This window comes from Brevundimonas sp. DS20 (genome assembly GCF_001310255.1).
Taxonomy (GTDB): Bacteria; Pseudomonadota; Alphaproteobacteria; order Caulobacterales; family Caulobacteraceae; genus Brevundimonas; species Brevundimonas aurantiaca.
Genome location: NZ_CP012897.1, coordinates 1,614,435 through 1,630,081, shown reverse-complemented (window position 1 = coordinate 1,630,081; position 15,647 = coordinate 1,614,435). Strand labels below are relative to the sequence as shown.

The window sequence follows — 15,647 nt, the reverse complement described above, 5'->3', positions numbered from 1 at the left end:
CGGACGCGGGCGGCCCCATGGCGGTCAAGAAGCGTCTTGATCTGTCCAAGCCGATCCACACCGTGCGGAGCTGGTCGGCGCGGAAGAGCATCCCCGCCGAATATTGGCATGGCTTCGCGTCAACAGGTCTTGCGACCCTAGAGGAGCTTGCGGAGGCGGCCGCTCTTCGTCTCGCCGCAAACGACGACACCCAATCCAGCGAGGCGGCGTGATGACCTACTGCGATTTTAAGCCGGGCGATGAGGTGGTGTGCATCGCGAAGATCAAGATCACGCGCGCTCCGAAATGGATGTTCTGGGCTCGCAGGGTTTGTGCCACCTCTCCTTTCGGAGATCAGGTTCTCACCGTGGCGGACGTGACGTTCGGAACGAGCGAGACCTTCCCCGAATACGGGGAAACCGCATGGTTGCGGATCAACGGTTGGGGCAAGACGTGGTTTGCAGCGCGCGCCTTCCGCAAGGTCCAGCGCCGCCGCGACCTGTCCGCATGGCTTGAAACCGCGACCGACTTTGAAGAGCCGAAACGGGCGCCCGTCGATGCTCCGGTTAGCGAGGGATGCTGATGTCACAGCGTCCCCCTTCCCTGGTTCTGGAAACCCTCTGCGTCGCCGACGCCGCCTATGGAACGGTCATCGCGCTCCAGCGAATGGCCGCCGATGGCCGCCAAGCGGAGGTGTTGGACTCGCTGGCGTTTCTGGCCGCATCGCTGGAGGCGCACCGCCCCATCCTCCGGGGCGTCATCACAGCCCAGCGCGAGGCCGCAAAGCTCCGTGATCTCTCGGAGCGGATGCCCGGCCCACGCCTGATCTGCGGGGCCTTTTGGGGTGTCCCCCATCCATATCCGCACACCCCGCAATCTGAACACAACGCCACTCCCGACACCACTCAACCCGCAGCGTGACGGTACGGGGTTTCCCCTACCTGATCATCTGGAAAGACGCATGGAACGTCCGCACAACAAGGCCCTAAGCCCCCGTGAACACGCCCGCCTCGCTCATGACCTGATCGACGCTTGCGGAGGGCTTGAAGAAGCCGCTCGGGCCTGTCGGGTCCGCAAGTCGGCCCTGTCTGGCTATCAGACGGTCTCCGACCCTTCCACCATGCCGGCCGATGTTATGGACGCGCTGGAAGAATACGCGGGTCAAGGCCCGATCTACTCCGGCGCCATCGCGGAACGTCGGATGTTCCCGACCCCGATAGCCAACCTGTCCGATCTGGCTTGTGAGCTTTCGGAGCAATCGCTCCAAGCCCAGGCGGTGATCCGCAAGGCCCTGGCAGACGGCAAGCTGACCCCGCGCGAACTGGATCTGATCGCCGAGGCCGAGCGTGAAGCCGAGGAAGCCCTTGACCGGCTGAAGGCGGCCCGTCGTGCGGCTGAAGTCGCCCACCCCCTCGCTTCGGAGCGTCGCGTGATGGTCCGGGCCTTCAAGTTCCTCCGCTCCGGCGGAAACAGAAAACCCGCCGTTCCTAGCGGCGGGTCTCCCGAGCCTGCGGGCTCTGTCTCTAGCGAAAAGGACGAGACGACTATGGCCGTAACAGCTCTTAAATTCAAGGCGACCACCACGCCCGAGCAACAGCTCGCCGAGTGGATCGAGCGCGGCAAGCGCGAGGTTTTCACCGTCACCACCATGCTCACGCCTGAGTTGGCCCGCCTTCTTCTGGCGAACAACCCGAACAACCGCCCGCCGCAATGGGGGAAGCAACCGGGGCACCCGGTCCATCGCCGCCTACGCCGCCATGATGGCGCGCGGCGAGTGGATGCTTAACGGGTCCACCCTTGTGGTCGCTTCGTCCGGCGAGCTGAACGATGGCCAGCACCGCTGCGAAGCTGCGATCCTCGCTGAAGCCGCCGTCCCGGTTCAGATCGTGTTCGGTGTCGAGCGCGCGACGCGAGCCACCCTGGATCAGGGGATAGCCCGCACCGGCGGGAATGTGCTGGCGATGGAGGGCGTCAAAGACGCCAACAACGTCGCCGTTTACCTACGTTTCCGCATCGCTGTGGCGCGGGGAGGACACCCTTCTACCACTGTCGCGCCTGACGAACTGTTGAGCGCGCTTAACACCTTCGCGCCGTTCGAATCTTACACCGTTCCGATCAAGGGATGGGCTTCGCGCAACAAACTGTCGAACGGCTTTATGGTCGGCGCCCATGCAATTTGCGCCGAAGCCAACCCTCTGGCCGCGCAGGCATATGCGGATCAGGTCGCCACCGGCGTCGGCCTCGCCACGGTGAATGCCCCGGCCGCGCGGTTTCGCAAACTGGTCGAGGATATCCGCCTCGGGCGCGTCCGGCGTACCCCCTATGAACTCGCCGCCCACTATGTCGTCGGGTTCAACAACTTCTGCCGAGGCCGGACGGGGCCACTTGGTTGGCGAGACAAGGACGTTCGCGAGCCCTTCCCGACCCCGGTGCGCGCATGACACCGGAGTCCATTCTTCTGCTGGACATCGAAACCGGCGACCGCCTTCGGGCGGTCGATCCGGCTCGCGTGTCTGCATTGATCGCCTCTATAACCGACCTAGGGCTTCGGACGCCGATCACTGTCGTTCGGGCGCAGAGGGACGGCGACGAGTGCTTCCGTTTAGTGGCCGGGGCGCACCGGCTTGAAGCGGTTCGCCAGTCCGGAGAGGACTATATCGACGCCTTCGTGATGGATGGCGACGCTGACGACGCCGCCCTGTGGGAGATCGACGAGAACTTCGCCCGCGCCGAACTGACGGACGCCCAGCGCGCCGAACACCACGTCCGGCGGGAGGAAATCCTTGTCCGCAAGGGTGCGGTTGCCAAGGGTGGGAAAGGAGGCGACCGCCGATCAAAGGACAAAATGTCCGTTGGTTACGCCAAGTCGGCCGCCGCAAGCCTGGGCGTTGACGAGCGCACCGTCCGCCGCGACCTCGCCCGAGGCAAGAAGATCGTCCCTGACGTTCTGTCCGAAGTCGCCGGAACGGATCTCGACAAGGGCGTGGTGCTGGACGAACTGGCCCGCACCCCGGCTGAGGAACAGCGGGCAAAGCTGGCCGAAATCACCCTACGACGCCAAGAGGCCGAACGTGTGAAGAAGGACGCCGAGGCCGCCAATCGGGCCACTGACCGCGTGATCGCCATGACCGAAGCCGAACGCTTCGCCGAATGGATCATGAACCGGACGGACCTAGGCGAACTCCCCGTCATCATCGGGTGGCTGACGGCCGCCAAGAGCGCCGACATAGCCGCCGCCCTGCGGAGGATAGCCCAATGATTGGCTACATCCTGGATCGTGCCCACGTCGCTTTCCAAGCCGTCACCCGGCCGCTCCGTGAGCGTCGGTCCAACAAGACGCTGATCAAATGCCTCGCCGCCGTCTCTGACGCCAAGGACGCGCTTCGTCGGGCAAAGGTCCGGGGCGACACCCGCGCCCAGCACTACGCCTACGAACGGCTGTGCAAGGCCCAAACCGATCTGCTTCGCGCCGAATGCAAATGGAGAGCGGCGCGGTGATCAGTTTTGTCCTGCCCTTCCCGCCTTCGGTCAACGGCCTGTTTCCTGGCGACGGGAAACGGCGCTGGGCTTCCAAGCCGTACAAGGCGTGGAGGGTCGAGGCCGGCGCATCCGTCCCGAACGAAACGGTGAAGGGTCACTACGCCCTGATGATCCGGTTCGACCGACCCGACCGCCGCGCCCGTGACTGTGCCAACTATGAAAAGGCCGTGTCCGATTTGCTGGTCTCCAAGGGCGTCGTTGAGGACGACAGTCTTTGTGACCGCCTGATCCTCGAATGGACCGGTCCCGACCCTATCAAGCCTGCAAAGGCTCACGTCAGCCTGGATGCCGTCACCGGCCCGCTGGCGCCCATCAACTTCCAATCTCAGAGGGCCGCATAATGGGGATGACCGCCAATTTTGATCGCGAGGCGTTCGAGCGCATGTGGGCGCAGGGCGTCAGCGTCACCGCCATGGCTGAACGCCTGATGATCAGCAAAACGACGGTGCTGAAATATCGCCATGTCGCTGGTCTTCCCGATCGGGACACTGACTCCATGGTCCATAGCCAAGAGACCATTGAGCGCATTCGCAGGCTATGGATGGACGGAAAGTCAGGGACCGAAATCGCCCGTACTTTCGGCGGTCGCTGGACCCGCAACAAGGTCATGGGCCTGGTCATCAGAAACAAGATGACGCGACCAGAGCGCGCGGCGGCCTCGCTCAAGAAGTCTACCGTCAAGAAGCCCAAAGCGGTGAGTCCCAGCGTCGCCAAAGCCCCCACTCCCAAGGCCGTGAAGGGCCTTGTCGTCGGCGTCACCTTCCCGCCGATGAAGCCGGAAGAACTGGATCAGAAGCGCGCCCAACTCGCCGCCGAAGGCAAGAAGACGATCAAGGGCATGGACGCCGCCGCCAATGACGACGCCGTGCCTCTGATGAACGCTTTATTCGGTCAATGCAGATGGCCGGTCGGAACCCCGGATCGGCCGCGCAATCAACTGGTCTGCGGTCAGCCTGTTTTCGAAGGCGTCGAGAAGTGCGCCTACTGCCTCACCCATGCCAAGCGGGCCTTTGCTCGGGATGTGTCCCTGCCGAAACCCAACTCTGACCTTGAGCGCGCGGCGCGGAGGTATGCGGCATGAAACCCCTCCGCAGAGACTTCTCCGAAACCGTCATCGCCAAGATCGACAAGACCAAAAAGACCGAGGCCCAAAAGGCCCGGGAAGCCAAGATCACGGCAGACGCGAAACTAGCCGCACAGAGGGCCATCGCACAGGCCGGGACCGATGATGTGGTCCTGCACTGTGAAGGCGTCCTGCTGGCCGTCAAAGACGCCCTGTGCGCCAATCTCGACCCTGAAGGGGCCGCTTCCACCTTTGGACGCTTCGCCAAGGTCTCAATCTACACCGGGCCTATTCGCAGGGCGGCGGCTGAACAGGCGTTCGCAAAGCTGACCCAGGCGGACAATGATCGGGGGGCGGAATGACAGCTTCTGCCCGTGGTTTGTTCCGAGCAACCGGCAAGGCCTCCAGGCCTGTTCCGGTGCGTCTCCTAGACGGATCCTACGAGAAGGCGGATTCGCTTGAGCGGGAGAAGGACGACTTCTATCCGACCCCGCCCGAGCCGATCCGCGCCTTGCTACATGCCGAAATAGAACGGCTGCGCGACTTCCCGGCGATCTGGGATGCGTCGGCCGGCGACGGCGCGCTGGTCCGCGAAATGGAAGCGATGGGCCTGACGGTGATTGCGTCTGATCTGATCGACCGTGGCATGGGTGCGGAGATCCGCGACTTCTACGACTTCGAGACGGCACCCGCTCGCGCGTCGGTACAGAATCCGCCGTTCCAAGAGTGCGGCTGGGGCAACGGAAAAGCCCGCTGGCTGACCCACGCGCTGGACACGCTCGATCTCGAATACATGGCCCTGCTGCTGAACTGGTCATGGCCGGGCGCGGGAGGTCTTGCGCCGTTTTGGGCCAAGCACCCGCCCGCCCGCGTGTACCTGATGCGCTGGAAGATCGACTTCACCGGCCAAGGCGCGCCGCCGATGTTGAACGCATGGTTTGTCTGGGACCGGAAGCACAAGGGCGAAACCGTGCTGCGGATGCTGGATCGAAAGGACGCGCGCCAGGGCCAGCTCTTCGGAGAGATCGGATGAACCGCCGCGACCTGATCGCCTTCGAACTGTTCTACGCCGCCACAGTCCGCCGTGAAGCCAAGGCCAGGGCCAAACAAAACCCGGCCGCTGCTGAACAACTGAACCGCTTTGCCGAAGCTGCTGTCCAGCGCGTCGAGGCGATCAAGTGTGGTCCGCTCTTTGATCAGGAGGGACGGGTATGACCGACCCCCGCGACGAAGCCCAGGCCGCCCGCGCCATGCCTTCCAACGTCGAAGCGGAACAAGCCCTGCTGGGCTGCGTCATGTTCGATAACGCCGCATTCGAGCGCCTTCCTGACGGGCTTAAGGGCTCGCACTTCTATGAGCCGTTCCATCAGCGGCTTTTCGACGCCATCGAGTCCAGCATCGCGGCCGGCGCATTGGCTGAACCCACGATCCTGATGGATCGGTTCAAGGCCGACCCTGCCTTCGAAGAGTTCGGCGGTCTTCGATACCTTGCCGATCTGGTGGACCGAGCGCCCCCAGCCTTCGGTATCCTCGACTACGGCCGCTCCATCATGGATTTGGCGATGCGCCGCGATCTGATGCGGATCGGCGGGGAGATCATTGGCGAGGCCGTTAACCCGGACAAGACCGCAAAGGACTTGCTCACAGAGGCCGAGGGGGCGCTTTTCGGACTTGCCGAGACCGGAGGACGTTCCGAGGGCGTCCAGACATTCACCGTCGCCCTAGACGGGGCCATGGAAGCCATTGAAGCGGCCTTCCTGAACGATGGAAAGCTTACCGGCATTGCCACCGGCCTGACGGATCTGGATCAGAAACTGGGCGGACTGCACCCGTCCGATCTGCTGATCCTGGCCGGTCGTCCGTCGATGGGAAAGACGGCCCTGGCGACGAACATCGCATTCAACGTCGCCAAGAACTACCGTTGGGAGCCCGATCCCGAAGCGCCGGATGGCCGCAAGACCATCGCGGGCGGACGTGTCCTGTTCCCCTCCTTGGAAATGTCCAAGGAGCAACTCGCCCAGCGCATCCTAGCCGATGCTTCCGGCGTGTCGTCAGATCGGATGCGGAGGGGCCAGATCAACGAGGCGGAGTTCCGGCGCATCAAGGAATGCCGCGATCTCATCGCCTCGATCCCGCTTCACATCGACGCCACGGGCGGGCTTCACATCGCCAAGCTCGCCGCCCGCGCCCGGCGCCACAAACGCCAGCATGGCCTAGACCTGATCATCGTGGACTACCTCCAACTGATCACGACGGACGGCGGCAAGGGCAATGGACGAGTGCAGGAGGTGTCGGCCATCACCGGGGCGCTTAAGGCCCTGGCGAAGGAGCTGAACGTGCCGATCATCGCCCTGTCCCAACTCTCGCGCCAGGTCGAGAACCGTGAAGACAAGCGCCCCCAGCTTTCGGACCTTCGGGAATCCGGCTCCATCGAACAGGACGCCGACTGCGTCATGTTCGTCTATCGCGAAAGCTACTACCTCAGCCGCGCCGAGCCTAAGGAAGGCACGAACGAACACCTGCTCTGGCAATCCGAAATGGCGGTCAAAGAGCATGAGGCCGAGGTGATCATCGGCAAGCAGCGGCACGGCCCCATAGGGACGGTCAAGCTCGCCTTCGACGCCGACACGACCCGGTTTGGAAACCTCGCTCGGGCTTCTGACTATGACAGCGCCGGGAGGGTGCTATGAGCGGCACCACCTGGTCCAAATTCTTCTGGTCTGATTGGGAAACCGATCCGGCCTTGAAGCTCTGCTCCTTCGCGGCGCAGGGCCTATGGATGCGGATGCTCTGCATCGCGTCAGCACACGACCCAATCGGCTACGTCGCGGTAGCAGGTCGGCCCCTTGATGAAACTGCCATCGCTCGCATGACCGGTGGATCGGAATCCGAGGTGCGCGACCTGTTAGGCGAGTTGGATCGATACGGCGTGTTCTCACGCGATCGGCAAGGCCGCATCTTTTCACGTCGCATGGTCTTAGACGCCAAGCGCGCCGCAATCGCGCGAAAAAACGGAAAGAAGGGAGGAAACCCAAACCTCGGAAAAGGCGAAGGAAATAACGGCTCGGATAACCCACAGGATAACCAGGGCCTTAAGCCCCAAGAGCCAAAAGCCACTTTCCAGACTAAAGAGGATGCTGACGCATCCTTTGTCCGGCCCGAGCCGAACGATGCGTTCGCGCAAGCCTGGAAAGCCTATCCAGCGATAGGCCGAACCCGGTCCAAGTCTCAGGCCAAGACGAAGCCGCTTTGGATGGCCGCCGCCCGATCAGCCGGTGGCGAGGATCGGCTTCTCGCCGCCCTGCGTCGCTACCTAGCCGAGGACACGACCCACAAGGGCGAGTGTGGCCCGCCTGGATTCCACAAATGGCTGACAGATGGCCGTTGGGAGCACTGGCTTTTCGATGGTGTCGGGAATTCCGACGCCGCCACCTCGGCCCCGGCCTTCGACGGCCCGCCGGACATCCGCTCCTGGGCTGCGAACAATCATGGCGAAGCCTTCGCCAAGAACTACATCGACCCGAGCCGTTGGGCTGCTGGAAGCCGAACACTCCTAGCCGCCAACCCCTTTGCCGAGGGCAAGCTCCGGCGTGACCTCGCCCCGATCTGCGAGAAGTGGAAGTTCACCGTCAGGCTTGGCGCCGCAAACGCCAACGACCCAGACCTGTTTGAGAAAGGAGCGGCGTGATGGCCCCCGCCAACGACACCAAACCCAAGGAGAGTGCGGCATGAGCCAGCTAACCGCCACCCATCGCCAAAAGGTCGAACTCGCCCGCCGTAAGATCGCCCAGCGCCTGGAGATCATCCGAGGCCGGGTTGAGGTCGATCACGGCTGCAACCTGATGGCCCAGGTCGAAAAGGCCGCGATCCAGTTGCACCTGCTGAACCTTCGAGACTGCGAAGAAATCCTGAACCGGGTCGATGAACGGCTGATCCAGCGCGAAGCGGAGCGGGCCGCATCCCAGGTCGCCAACGACATCGGGGAGCAAAACGAACTGCTAGCCTCTCGCGGAGTGAAGACGGAACCGGCCGGCAACAGCTTCAGCCGGGACGGGTTTGTCTGGCTTGAGAGCAAGCGCCGCCTATCGCCCGACCACATCGCCACAGGCCGAAAGGTCCGCGCCCTCCATGACCGGGCGACATGGGACGGTCTGCGGTCCAAGGCGGACAACGACAACGGATCTGGGGAAACAGCCACCTTCCTCCCGACCGAAGCGTCTATGCAGGCCAAGAGCGAGATCGCCCGGCTTCGCGAGCATATCGTGATCAGCTCCGGCAGCTCCGGCCCGTTCGACCTGATGATGGCGGTGTGCGGCGAAGGCGTGACCCTCCGAACCATCGCGGGCTGTGACGATCGCAGGGCAATCGTCCTTGAAGGTCAGTTGATCGTCGCCCTAGAGATGGCGGCCGTCGCCTTCCGCCGAATGGGAGACAGAAACGCCGCTTGACCTTTTCCGAAAAACACACGAAAGAAAGCGTAACGCACAAGACGTGCGACTGACACAGGGCTCCCGGCAACCGCTCGGAGCCCTTTTCCGTTTCCAAACCCCTCCACGCAATGAGCTACGGCGATAAGGCTGGCTGGGGTGGTGAGAGACGGGGAGACAGGCCGATCCCTTACGGGACTTGCAAGACCTGCACACTGCAGGCCGTCCGCTACGGCGGGCGTTGATACAGACACGGACATCGGAGGCGATGATGACTGCAGCCATCGTCGAAACGAAGATCAGCGTTGGCAAGGACGCCTACGGCCGCCCCGTCACCGCCACCCGCACGAAGTCCTATGACGGTAAGATCGTTTGGACCATTCGTAGCGAGCCGATGAACCAGCGCGACGACGGCGAGCGGATGGCTGGCCTCACCGATGAAAACCTGCGCTCGCTCGTGGAAGCGGTCGGGCTGATTCCAGCCTAGCCCACGACCCACAGGGACAACCCGCCCCCAAAAGGCGTTGATACAGCGGAGCCCGTATGGCCCGGCTATCTCACCTATCATCTCGGGTGAGCTTCGCCCCCGATCGTCGAACCTTCCCCACTGACGCAGCCAAAGGCCCGGCCCCGATCCAGCACTCCTCCCCCTGGAAGGCGTGGTACAAGACCGCCCGCTGGCGTCGGCTCCGGGAGCAAGTCCTGATCAGGGACGCCTACACCTGTCAGAGGACAGGCCAAGTCCTGGCCGGAAAGCACCCGGCCCCTGACAGCCCCGTGGTCAACCACAAGCGCCCCCATCGTGGAGATGAGCGGCTGTTCTGGGACATCAACAACCTGGAGACGGTCAGCAAGGCCGTTCACGACTCAACCATTCAGGCCGAAGAGCAGGCCAGCCTGCACCAGCGGGGCGACTGGAGCTGAGCCGACCGGGGGGGCTATAAAAAGTCTGAAAAGTCCGTGGCTTAGAGACCGGCGGCCCCCTCACGGACAGAAAAAATCCCCCTGGGCGCTTTTGGGGCGCGCGCACCGGCCGCGAACGAGGGCTCCATGACCGACGAAAAGAAGCCGATTGATTGGTCTGAGATCGAGCGCGATTACCGCTCAAGTCCAATGTCTGTGCGGGAAATGGCCCGTTGGTACGGGATCAGCGAGGCCGCTATTCGGAAGCGGGCCGGGCGTGATGGCTGGGAGCGGCCTGAGAAGCCCGAGAGTGCGCGCGAACAAGCCCGCGAACCGGAGCCGCCGAAGGTCTACGTCGGCACCGTCCTGACGCCTGAGAACACAACGCCTGAAGCGATTATCGGCCGGGGTCGAAATCTCGTGATGCGGATGCTGGACGAACTGGACGCCTCGACCTCTCGGATCGGCGAACTGGAGGGACTGATCGAGTCTGCCTACGACACAGGCGACGACGACAAGGCGAGGCAGGCGGCGCTTGCGGCGGTCTCGCTCAAGAACCGGTCAGAGGTTCTGAAGGCCCTGGCGACGGCGGCGAAGACGCTCGGTGAATCTGGAGCGGCGCCTGGGGTCAAGAAGCAGCGTCAGGCCGCCGGGGAGCATATCGCGAAGACCAGTAGCCGTTTCGCCACTCCATCGGCTCCGAAGTTGATCGTGGATAATCGGCACTGATGGAATGGTCCACCGCCTGCCTGGACTGGCGAGACCGGATTGTCGCCCGGCGAAGCCTGATACCCTCCCCGCTCTTCGCCGATGAGGCCGAGGAGGCGCTTGAAGTCTTCAAGGCGCTCAAGATCGTTGATGCGCCCGGCCAGCCGACATTCGGCGAGGCTTGCGAGGATTGGGTCTTCGATTTCGTCCGGGCGATCTTTGGGGCCTTTGATCGGGACGCCGGTCGGCAACTGATCAGAGAATTCTTCCTTTTGATCTCAAAAAAGAATTCTAAGTCCACCATCGCCGCCGGGATCATGGTTACGGCGCTGATCCGCAACTGGCGGCATTCGGCTGAGCTGCTGATCCTGGCGCCGACGATCGAAGTCGCGAACAACGCCTTTCAGCCCGCCTGGGACATGATCAAGGCGGATGATGAGCTTGGAGAACTGCTTCAGGTCCAAAGCCACGTCCGAACGATCACCCACCGGGGGACGGGCGCGGCGCTGAAGGTGGTCGCGGCGGATTCCGACACGGTGTCCGGCAAGAAGGCCGGTTACATATTTGTCGATGAGCTTTGGGTCTTCGGAAAGCGCGCCAAGGCGGACGCCATGTTGCGCGAGGCGACGGGCGGTCTGGTGTCTCGGCCCGAGGGTTTCGTCATCTGGGCCAGCACTCAGTCGGACGAAGAGCCGGCCGGGGTGTTCAAGGCTAAGCTGGACTATTTCCGGGGTGTGCGCGACGGGAAGATCAAGGACCGGGAGAGTCTGCCGGTCATCTACGAGTTTCCCGAGGACATGGCGGAGACCGAGGCGTACCTCGATCCGAAGAACTTCTACATCACGAACCCGAACATCGGTCGTTCCGTCGATGTGGCCTATCTGGAGCGGGAACTTGAGAAGGTCCGCGACGCCAACGACGGAACCCGTCAGGTCTTCCTCGCCAAACATCTGAACGTCGAAATCGGGCTGAAGCTGGCGAATAACCGCTGGGCCGGGGCCGACTATTGGGAAGGCGCGGCCGACAAGAGCCTGACGCTGGACGAGGTTCTGAGGCGTTCGGAAGTCTGCACGGTCGGGATCGACGGCGGCGGCTTGGATGACTTGTTTGGTCTCGCCGTCTTGGGTCGGTGCAGTGAAACCCAGAAGTGGCTTCTCTGGACCCACGCCTGGGCTCATGACGACGTGCTGAAGCGGCGCCAGGACATCGCCAGCCGACTGAAGGATTTCGAGACTGACGGCGACTTGACGATCTCCGAAGATCCGATGGCCCCGATCATGGAGGCCGCCGCCTATATCGAGCGGGTCAAAGAGGCCGGTCTGCTTCCTGAAGCGGAAGGCGTCGGGATCGACCCTATTGGTGTTGCGGCCCTTGTGGACGAACTTGAGGCGCGTGGGATAGCTCCAGGCCAGCAAGTCGCCATACGCCAAGGCTTCGCCCTCTCCCCGGCATCCTGGGGTTCTGAGATCAAGCTCAAGAACGGGTCTCTGAAGCACGGCGGTCAACGGATGATGGCCTGGTGCGTCGGGAACGCGAAGGTCGAGGTTCGCGGCGGCGCCGTGATCATCACGAAACAATCGGCCGGCCGGGCCAAGATCGACCCATTGGTCGCGGCCTTCAACGCAATGATGCTGATGTCGCGGAAGCCTATGGCGAAGGGGGCGGGATGGAAGGAATATCTCGCGAGCCTGGGGGTCGCGGCTTGATCGCCAAGGCTCTTTCAGCCCTTGGATTGAAGTCCTGGGACCCGCCGTCTCGCCAACTGTCCCTGACAAACACGGATGGATGGCTTGACCCCGTGAACGCCGGGGTGCCGGTGACGGAGGTCGGCATTCTTGGCCTCTCGGCGGCTTGGGCCTGTGTCAACCTCCTTGCCGGTACGATCGCCTCCCTGCCCTTGATGGTTTATCGGACGGATGCGGCGGGCAATCGGGTCGCTGCGAGAGACCATCCGCTCTACCGGGTTCTGCACGACAGCCCCAACTACGACCAAACCGCGCTCGATTTCTGGGAGGGTGGACAGGCTGCGCTTGAGCTTCGCGGCAACATGCACGCCCGGATCGAGAGGATCGGCGGCCGTGTCGTCGCCCTTCATCCGATCTACAGCCCGTCGATTACGCGGCAGGCTGACGGGTCGCTGCGCTACCGCTGGACCGACAACGGCACGGCCTATGATGAGCCGCAGGAAAACGTCTTCCACGTCCGGGGCTTTGGCGGCTCCCCCTTGGGCGGCCTTTCGACGCTGAGCTATGGCCGTCAGGTCTTCGGCCTGTCGCTTGCAGTCAACGCCGCCGCACAGACGACGTTCGCTAATGGGGTTCGCCCGTCTCTGATCTTGACCACGCCCGCCGAAAAGACATTGGGCGAAAGCATCCGGGTTCCGCTGGAGAAGGCTCTTCAGGAGAAACACGCGGGCGCCATGAACGCGGGGCGCCCGATGTTGCTTGAGGGCGGCATCGTTCCCCATCAGATCTCGTTCACGCCTGAAGACGCCCAGATGCTGGAAAGCCGGTCGTTCAGCGTCGAAGAGATTTGCCGCTTCTTCGAAGTTCCCCCGCACATGATCGGGCACACGGAGAAGTCCACCAGCTGGGGTACTGGCCTGGAAGAGCAGACCCTGCGTTTCCAGAAGTTCACCCTGCGCCGCCGCCTGAAGCGGATCGAACAAGCGATCATGAAGCAGCTTCTGAGCCCAGCGGATCGCGCGGCTGGGATCGTGGTCGAGTTCAACCTTGAGGGCCTGCTTCGCGCCGACAGCAAGGGCCGGTCAGAGTTCTACCAGAAGATGACCCAGATCGGCGCGATGACGATCAATGAGGTTCGCGCCCTCGAAAACCTGCCGCCGGTTCCGGGCGGCGATGTTCCCCGGATGCAGTCGCAGAACATTCCGATCAACATGGCGAACCCGCCAGCGCTCGTCGCAGGAGGCGAATGATGACCTTGCAGTTCAAAGACGCCGGCCTGCCACTCGACGTGAAAGCGGTAGGCGATGACGGCGTGATCGAGGGCTACGCCTCTGCATTCGGCGTTGTGGACAGCTATAACGAGGTGGTGGAGCCCGGCGCGTTCACGGCGTCCTTGGTCGATGGCAGGCGCAAGGGGCGGTCGGTCAAGATGCTGTGGCAGCATGACCCCGCCCACCCGATCGGTGTCTGGGAAGACATCGCTGAAGACGCCAAGGGCCTGTACGTCAAAGGCCGCATCCTGAAGGACGCCTCGACGCAGGCCGCTGAGGCGTACGGGCTGCTAAAGGGCGGCGCGTTGGACGAGTTGTCGATCGGCTATCGCACGGTTCAGACCGCGCCCGACGACGATCGCGCTGGAGTGCTGCGCCTGATCAAGTTGGACCTTCGCGAGGTTTCGCTCGTGACCTTCGGCGCGTTGGGTCGCGCCGCCCGCGTGACCGACGTGAAGAGCATCCTGGCCGGCGGCAATCTGCCGACCGTCCGTGAGTTTGAGGCCTTCCTTCGGGATGAAGGCGGGTTCTCGAAAGCCCTGGCGACGGCCATCGCCGCCAAGGCGACGCCACACCTTCGGGGGGAGCCCGAGGCGAAGGCGGATGACGTGCTGGAGTTCCTGGAGCGCCTGCGCGGCTGACCACCCTCGCCTGACCGTCTCGCGCGGCAGGCTCATCAACACCCCTTATCGGAGAACCACTATGACGAACCGTCATTCCCTGGCGGTGGGCGCGCTCGCGCTTGCCGCAACCCGCGCCATGGCTTTTCAGGTTGTCGGCGCGCCCCTGATGCTACGCGGCCTTCAAGTCGCCTACGGCCCCGACGATGATCGCGGCCAGAAGTCGGCGGCGGACCTCGCTGCCGAGATCAAGGGCGACTTCGAGAAGAAGTTCGACGAGGTGAAGGGCCTCGCCGAAAAGGCCGTCGCCGAAGCCCAGAAGGGCGTCGATGCGTCGGCGTCGCAGAAGGAAACCATCGACGGCGCCCTGACCGCCATGAATGAGGCCAAGGCCCGTCTGGACGATCTGGAGCAGAAGATGGCGCGCGGCGGCGGAAACGCCGATGACCGTCAGAAGTCCATCGGCGAACAGTTCGTGGAGTCGGAAGGCTTCAAGAACTTCGAAGCGACGGGCTTCTCCAAGTCGGCGCGCGGCGGCGATTTGCAGATCAAGGCCACCCTGACCTCCGCTACGACCGATGCGGCCGGCTCCGTCGGCGACGCGGTTCAGACCACCCGCCTCCCCGGCATCCTGCCCCTTCCCCAGCGCCGGCTGACGGTGCGTGACCTGCTTTCGCAGGGCCGCATGGATGGCTCCACTCTGGAGTACGTCAAGGAGACCGGCTTCACGAACAGCGCCGCCCCGGTTGCCGAAGGCGCCGCAAAGCCGGAATCGGACCTGAAGTTTGATCTGGTGACGACCTCCGCCAAGGTCATCGCTCACTGGATGAAGGCTTCGAAGCAGATCCTGAGCGACGTGTCGCAACTCCGTTCGACCATCGACCAGCGCCTCCTTTACGGCCTGGCCTATGTCGAGGAGCAGCAACTGCTGAACGGCAGCGGGTCGGGTCAGAACCTGCACGGCATCATCCCGCAGGCCACCGCCTATTCGGCGCCGATCACCCTGTCCTCGCCGACCAGCATCGACCTGATGCGCCTCGCCATGCTGCAAGCGGCTCTGGCGGAGTACCCGGCGACGGGTCACGTCATGAACCCGATCGATTGGGCCTGGATCGAGACGCTGAAGGACGGCGAAGGTCGCTACATCATCGGCAATCCGCAGGGCACGATTTCGCCCACACTGTGGGGTCTGCCCGTGGTCGCGACGCAGGCCATTGCGGTCGATAAGTTCCTGACCGGCGCCTTCCGCATGGGCGCCCAGGTCTTCGACCGCTGGGATGCGCGGGTCGAAACCGGCTACGTCAATGACGACTTCACCAAGAACCTCGTGACCATCCTGGCTGAAGAGCGTCTGGCTCTGGCGGTCTACCGTCCTGAAGCCTTCATCTACGGCGACTTCGGCCGGGTCACCTGATCCTCCTGAACTGAAACAGCCCGGCGGGTTCGCGCCT

General features: G+C 63.4%; 22 protein-coding genes. All 22 read left to right on the top strand.

Features of this window, described 5'->3' with window-relative positions; all coding sequences use genetic code 11:
- Window positions 1–17: 17 nt before the first annotated feature.
- The 22 genes from JL11_RS07820 to JL11_RS07710 all read left to right on the top strand — a co-directional run bounded on the left by JL11_RS07820 (window position 18) and on the right by JL11_RS07710 (window position 15,610).
- Window positions 18–212: a hypothetical protein gene (locus tag JL11_RS07820; protein ID WP_156314177.1), complete on the top strand. Its 195-nt coding sequence runs from the start codon at window positions 18–20 to the stop codon at window positions 210–212.
- Window positions 212–562 (top strand): hypothetical protein, encoded by a 351-nt coding sequence (locus JL11_RS07815; RefSeq protein ID WP_054765170.1) that lies wholly within the window; start codon window positions 212–214, stop codon window positions 560–562. The genes JL11_RS07820 and JL11_RS07815 overlap by 1 nt, the downstream gene beginning before the upstream one ends.
- Window positions 562–900 (top strand): hypothetical protein, encoded by a 339-nt coding sequence (locus JL11_RS07810; RefSeq protein WP_156314176.1) that lies wholly within the window; start codon window positions 562–564, stop codon window positions 898–900. The genes JL11_RS07815 and JL11_RS07810 overlap by 1 nt, the downstream gene beginning before the upstream one ends.
- Window positions 901–940: 40 nt before the next feature.
- Complete coding sequence (locus tag JL11_RS07805; protein WP_054765168.1) at window positions 941–1,765, top strand: hypothetical protein; 825 nt, start codon at window positions 941–943, stop codon at window positions 1,763–1,765.
- On the top strand, window positions 1,740–2,420 hold the full coding sequence (locus tag JL11_RS07800) for a hypothetical protein (protein ID WP_054765167.1): 681 nt from the start codon (window positions 1,740–1,742) through the stop codon (window positions 2,418–2,420). The genes JL11_RS07805 and JL11_RS07800 overlap by 26 nt, the downstream gene beginning before the upstream one ends.
- The gene (locus JL11_RS07795; RefSeq protein WP_054765166.1) at window positions 2,417–3,238 is read left to right on the top strand and encodes a ParB N-terminal domain-containing protein; all 822 of its coding nucleotides are present in this window, start codon (window positions 2,417–2,419) and stop codon (window positions 3,236–3,238) included. The genes JL11_RS07800 and JL11_RS07795 overlap by 4 nt, the downstream gene beginning before the upstream one ends.
- Window positions 3,235–3,477: a hypothetical protein gene (locus JL11_RS07790; RefSeq protein WP_054765165.1), complete on the top strand. Its 243-nt coding sequence runs from the start codon at window positions 3,235–3,237 to the stop codon at window positions 3,475–3,477. The genes JL11_RS07795 and JL11_RS07790 overlap by 4 nt, the downstream gene beginning before the upstream one ends.
- Window positions 3,474–3,860 carry a RusA family crossover junction endodeoxyribonuclease gene (locus tag JL11_RS07785; protein WP_197273358.1) on the top strand — a complete coding sequence of 129 codons (387 nt, stop codon included), beginning with the start codon at window positions 3,474–3,476 and terminating at the stop codon, window positions 3,858–3,860. Before JL11_RS07790 ends, JL11_RS07785 begins: the two co-directional genes overlap by 4 nt.
- On the top strand, window positions 3,860–4,600 hold the full coding sequence (locus tag JL11_RS07780) for a GcrA family cell cycle regulator (protein WP_054765163.1): 741 nt from the start codon (window positions 3,860–3,862) through the stop codon (window positions 4,598–4,600). The genes JL11_RS07785 and JL11_RS07780 overlap by 1 nt, the downstream gene beginning before the upstream one ends.
- Window positions 4,597–4,944, top strand: a complete 348-nt coding sequence (locus JL11_RS07775) for a hypothetical protein (protein WP_054765162.1) — start codon at window positions 4,597–4,599, stop codon at window positions 4,942–4,944. The genes JL11_RS07780 and JL11_RS07775 overlap by 4 nt, the downstream gene beginning before the upstream one ends.
- On the top strand, window positions 4,941–5,615 hold the full coding sequence (locus tag JL11_RS07770) for a hypothetical protein (protein ID WP_054765161.1): 675 nt from the start codon (window positions 4,941–4,943) through the stop codon (window positions 5,613–5,615). The genes JL11_RS07775 and JL11_RS07770 overlap by 4 nt, the downstream gene beginning before the upstream one ends.
- Window positions 5,612–5,797, top strand: a complete 186-nt coding sequence (locus JL11_RS07765) for a hypothetical protein (RefSeq protein ID WP_054765160.1) — start codon at window positions 5,612–5,614, stop codon at window positions 5,795–5,797. Before JL11_RS07770 ends, JL11_RS07765 begins: the two co-directional genes overlap by 4 nt.
- The gene (locus JL11_RS07760; RefSeq protein ID WP_054765159.1) at window positions 5,794–7,272 is read left to right on the top strand and encodes a replicative DNA helicase; all 1,479 of its coding nucleotides are present in this window, start codon (window positions 5,794–5,796) and stop codon (window positions 7,270–7,272) included. The genes JL11_RS07765 and JL11_RS07760 overlap by 4 nt, the downstream gene beginning before the upstream one ends.
- Window positions 7,269–8,270 (top strand): hypothetical protein, encoded by a 1,002-nt coding sequence (locus JL11_RS17465; protein ID WP_156314175.1) that lies wholly within the window; start codon window positions 7,269–7,271, stop codon window positions 8,268–8,270. The genes JL11_RS07760 and JL11_RS17465 overlap by 4 nt, the downstream gene beginning before the upstream one ends.
- Window positions 8,218–9,030, top strand: coding sequence for a hypothetical protein (locus JL11_RS07745; protein WP_231681432.1), 813 nt, complete (start codon window positions 8,218–8,220; stop codon window positions 9,028–9,030). The genes JL11_RS17465 and JL11_RS07745 overlap by 53 nt, the downstream gene beginning before the upstream one ends.
- Before the next feature lie 250 nt (window positions 9,031–9,280).
- Window positions 9,281–9,496, top strand: coding sequence for a hypothetical protein (locus JL11_RS07740; protein WP_156314174.1), 216 nt, complete (start codon window positions 9,281–9,283; stop codon window positions 9,494–9,496).
- Between the two features lie 290 nt (window positions 9,497–9,786).
- Window positions 9,787–9,933: a hypothetical protein gene (locus JL11_RS17915; RefSeq protein WP_231681430.1), complete on the top strand. Its 147-nt coding sequence runs from the start codon at window positions 9,787–9,789 to the stop codon at window positions 9,931–9,933.
- A gap of 126 nt (window positions 9,934–10,059) precedes the next feature.
- Window positions 10,060–10,641 carry a hypothetical protein gene (locus JL11_RS17460; protein WP_054765154.1) on the top strand — a complete coding sequence of 194 codons (582 nt, stop codon included), beginning with the start codon at window positions 10,060–10,062 and terminating at the stop codon, window positions 10,639–10,641.
- Window positions 10,641–12,326: a terminase large subunit gene (locus JL11_RS07725; protein ID WP_054765153.1), complete on the top strand. Its 1,686-nt coding sequence runs from the start codon at window positions 10,641–10,643 to the stop codon at window positions 12,324–12,326. The genes JL11_RS17460 and JL11_RS07725 overlap by 1 nt, the downstream gene beginning before the upstream one ends.
- Window positions 12,323–13,555, top strand: a complete 1,233-nt coding sequence (locus tag JL11_RS07720; protein ID WP_197273357.1) for a phage portal protein — start codon at window positions 12,323–12,325, stop codon at window positions 13,553–13,555. The genes JL11_RS07725 and JL11_RS07720 overlap by 4 nt, the downstream gene beginning before the upstream one ends.
- Window positions 13,555–14,217 carry an HK97 family phage prohead protease gene (locus JL11_RS07715; protein WP_054765152.1) on the top strand — a complete coding sequence of 221 codons (663 nt, stop codon included), beginning with the start codon at window positions 13,555–13,557 and terminating at the stop codon, window positions 14,215–14,217. Before JL11_RS07720 ends, JL11_RS07715 begins: the two co-directional genes overlap by 1 nt.
- Before the next feature lie 61 nt (window positions 14,218–14,278).
- A complete protein-coding gene (locus JL11_RS07710) occupies window positions 14,279–15,610 on the top strand; it encodes a phage major capsid protein (protein ID WP_082382632.1) in 1,332 nt (443 codons plus the stop codon).
- Window positions 15,611–15,647 lie beyond the last annotated feature (37 nt).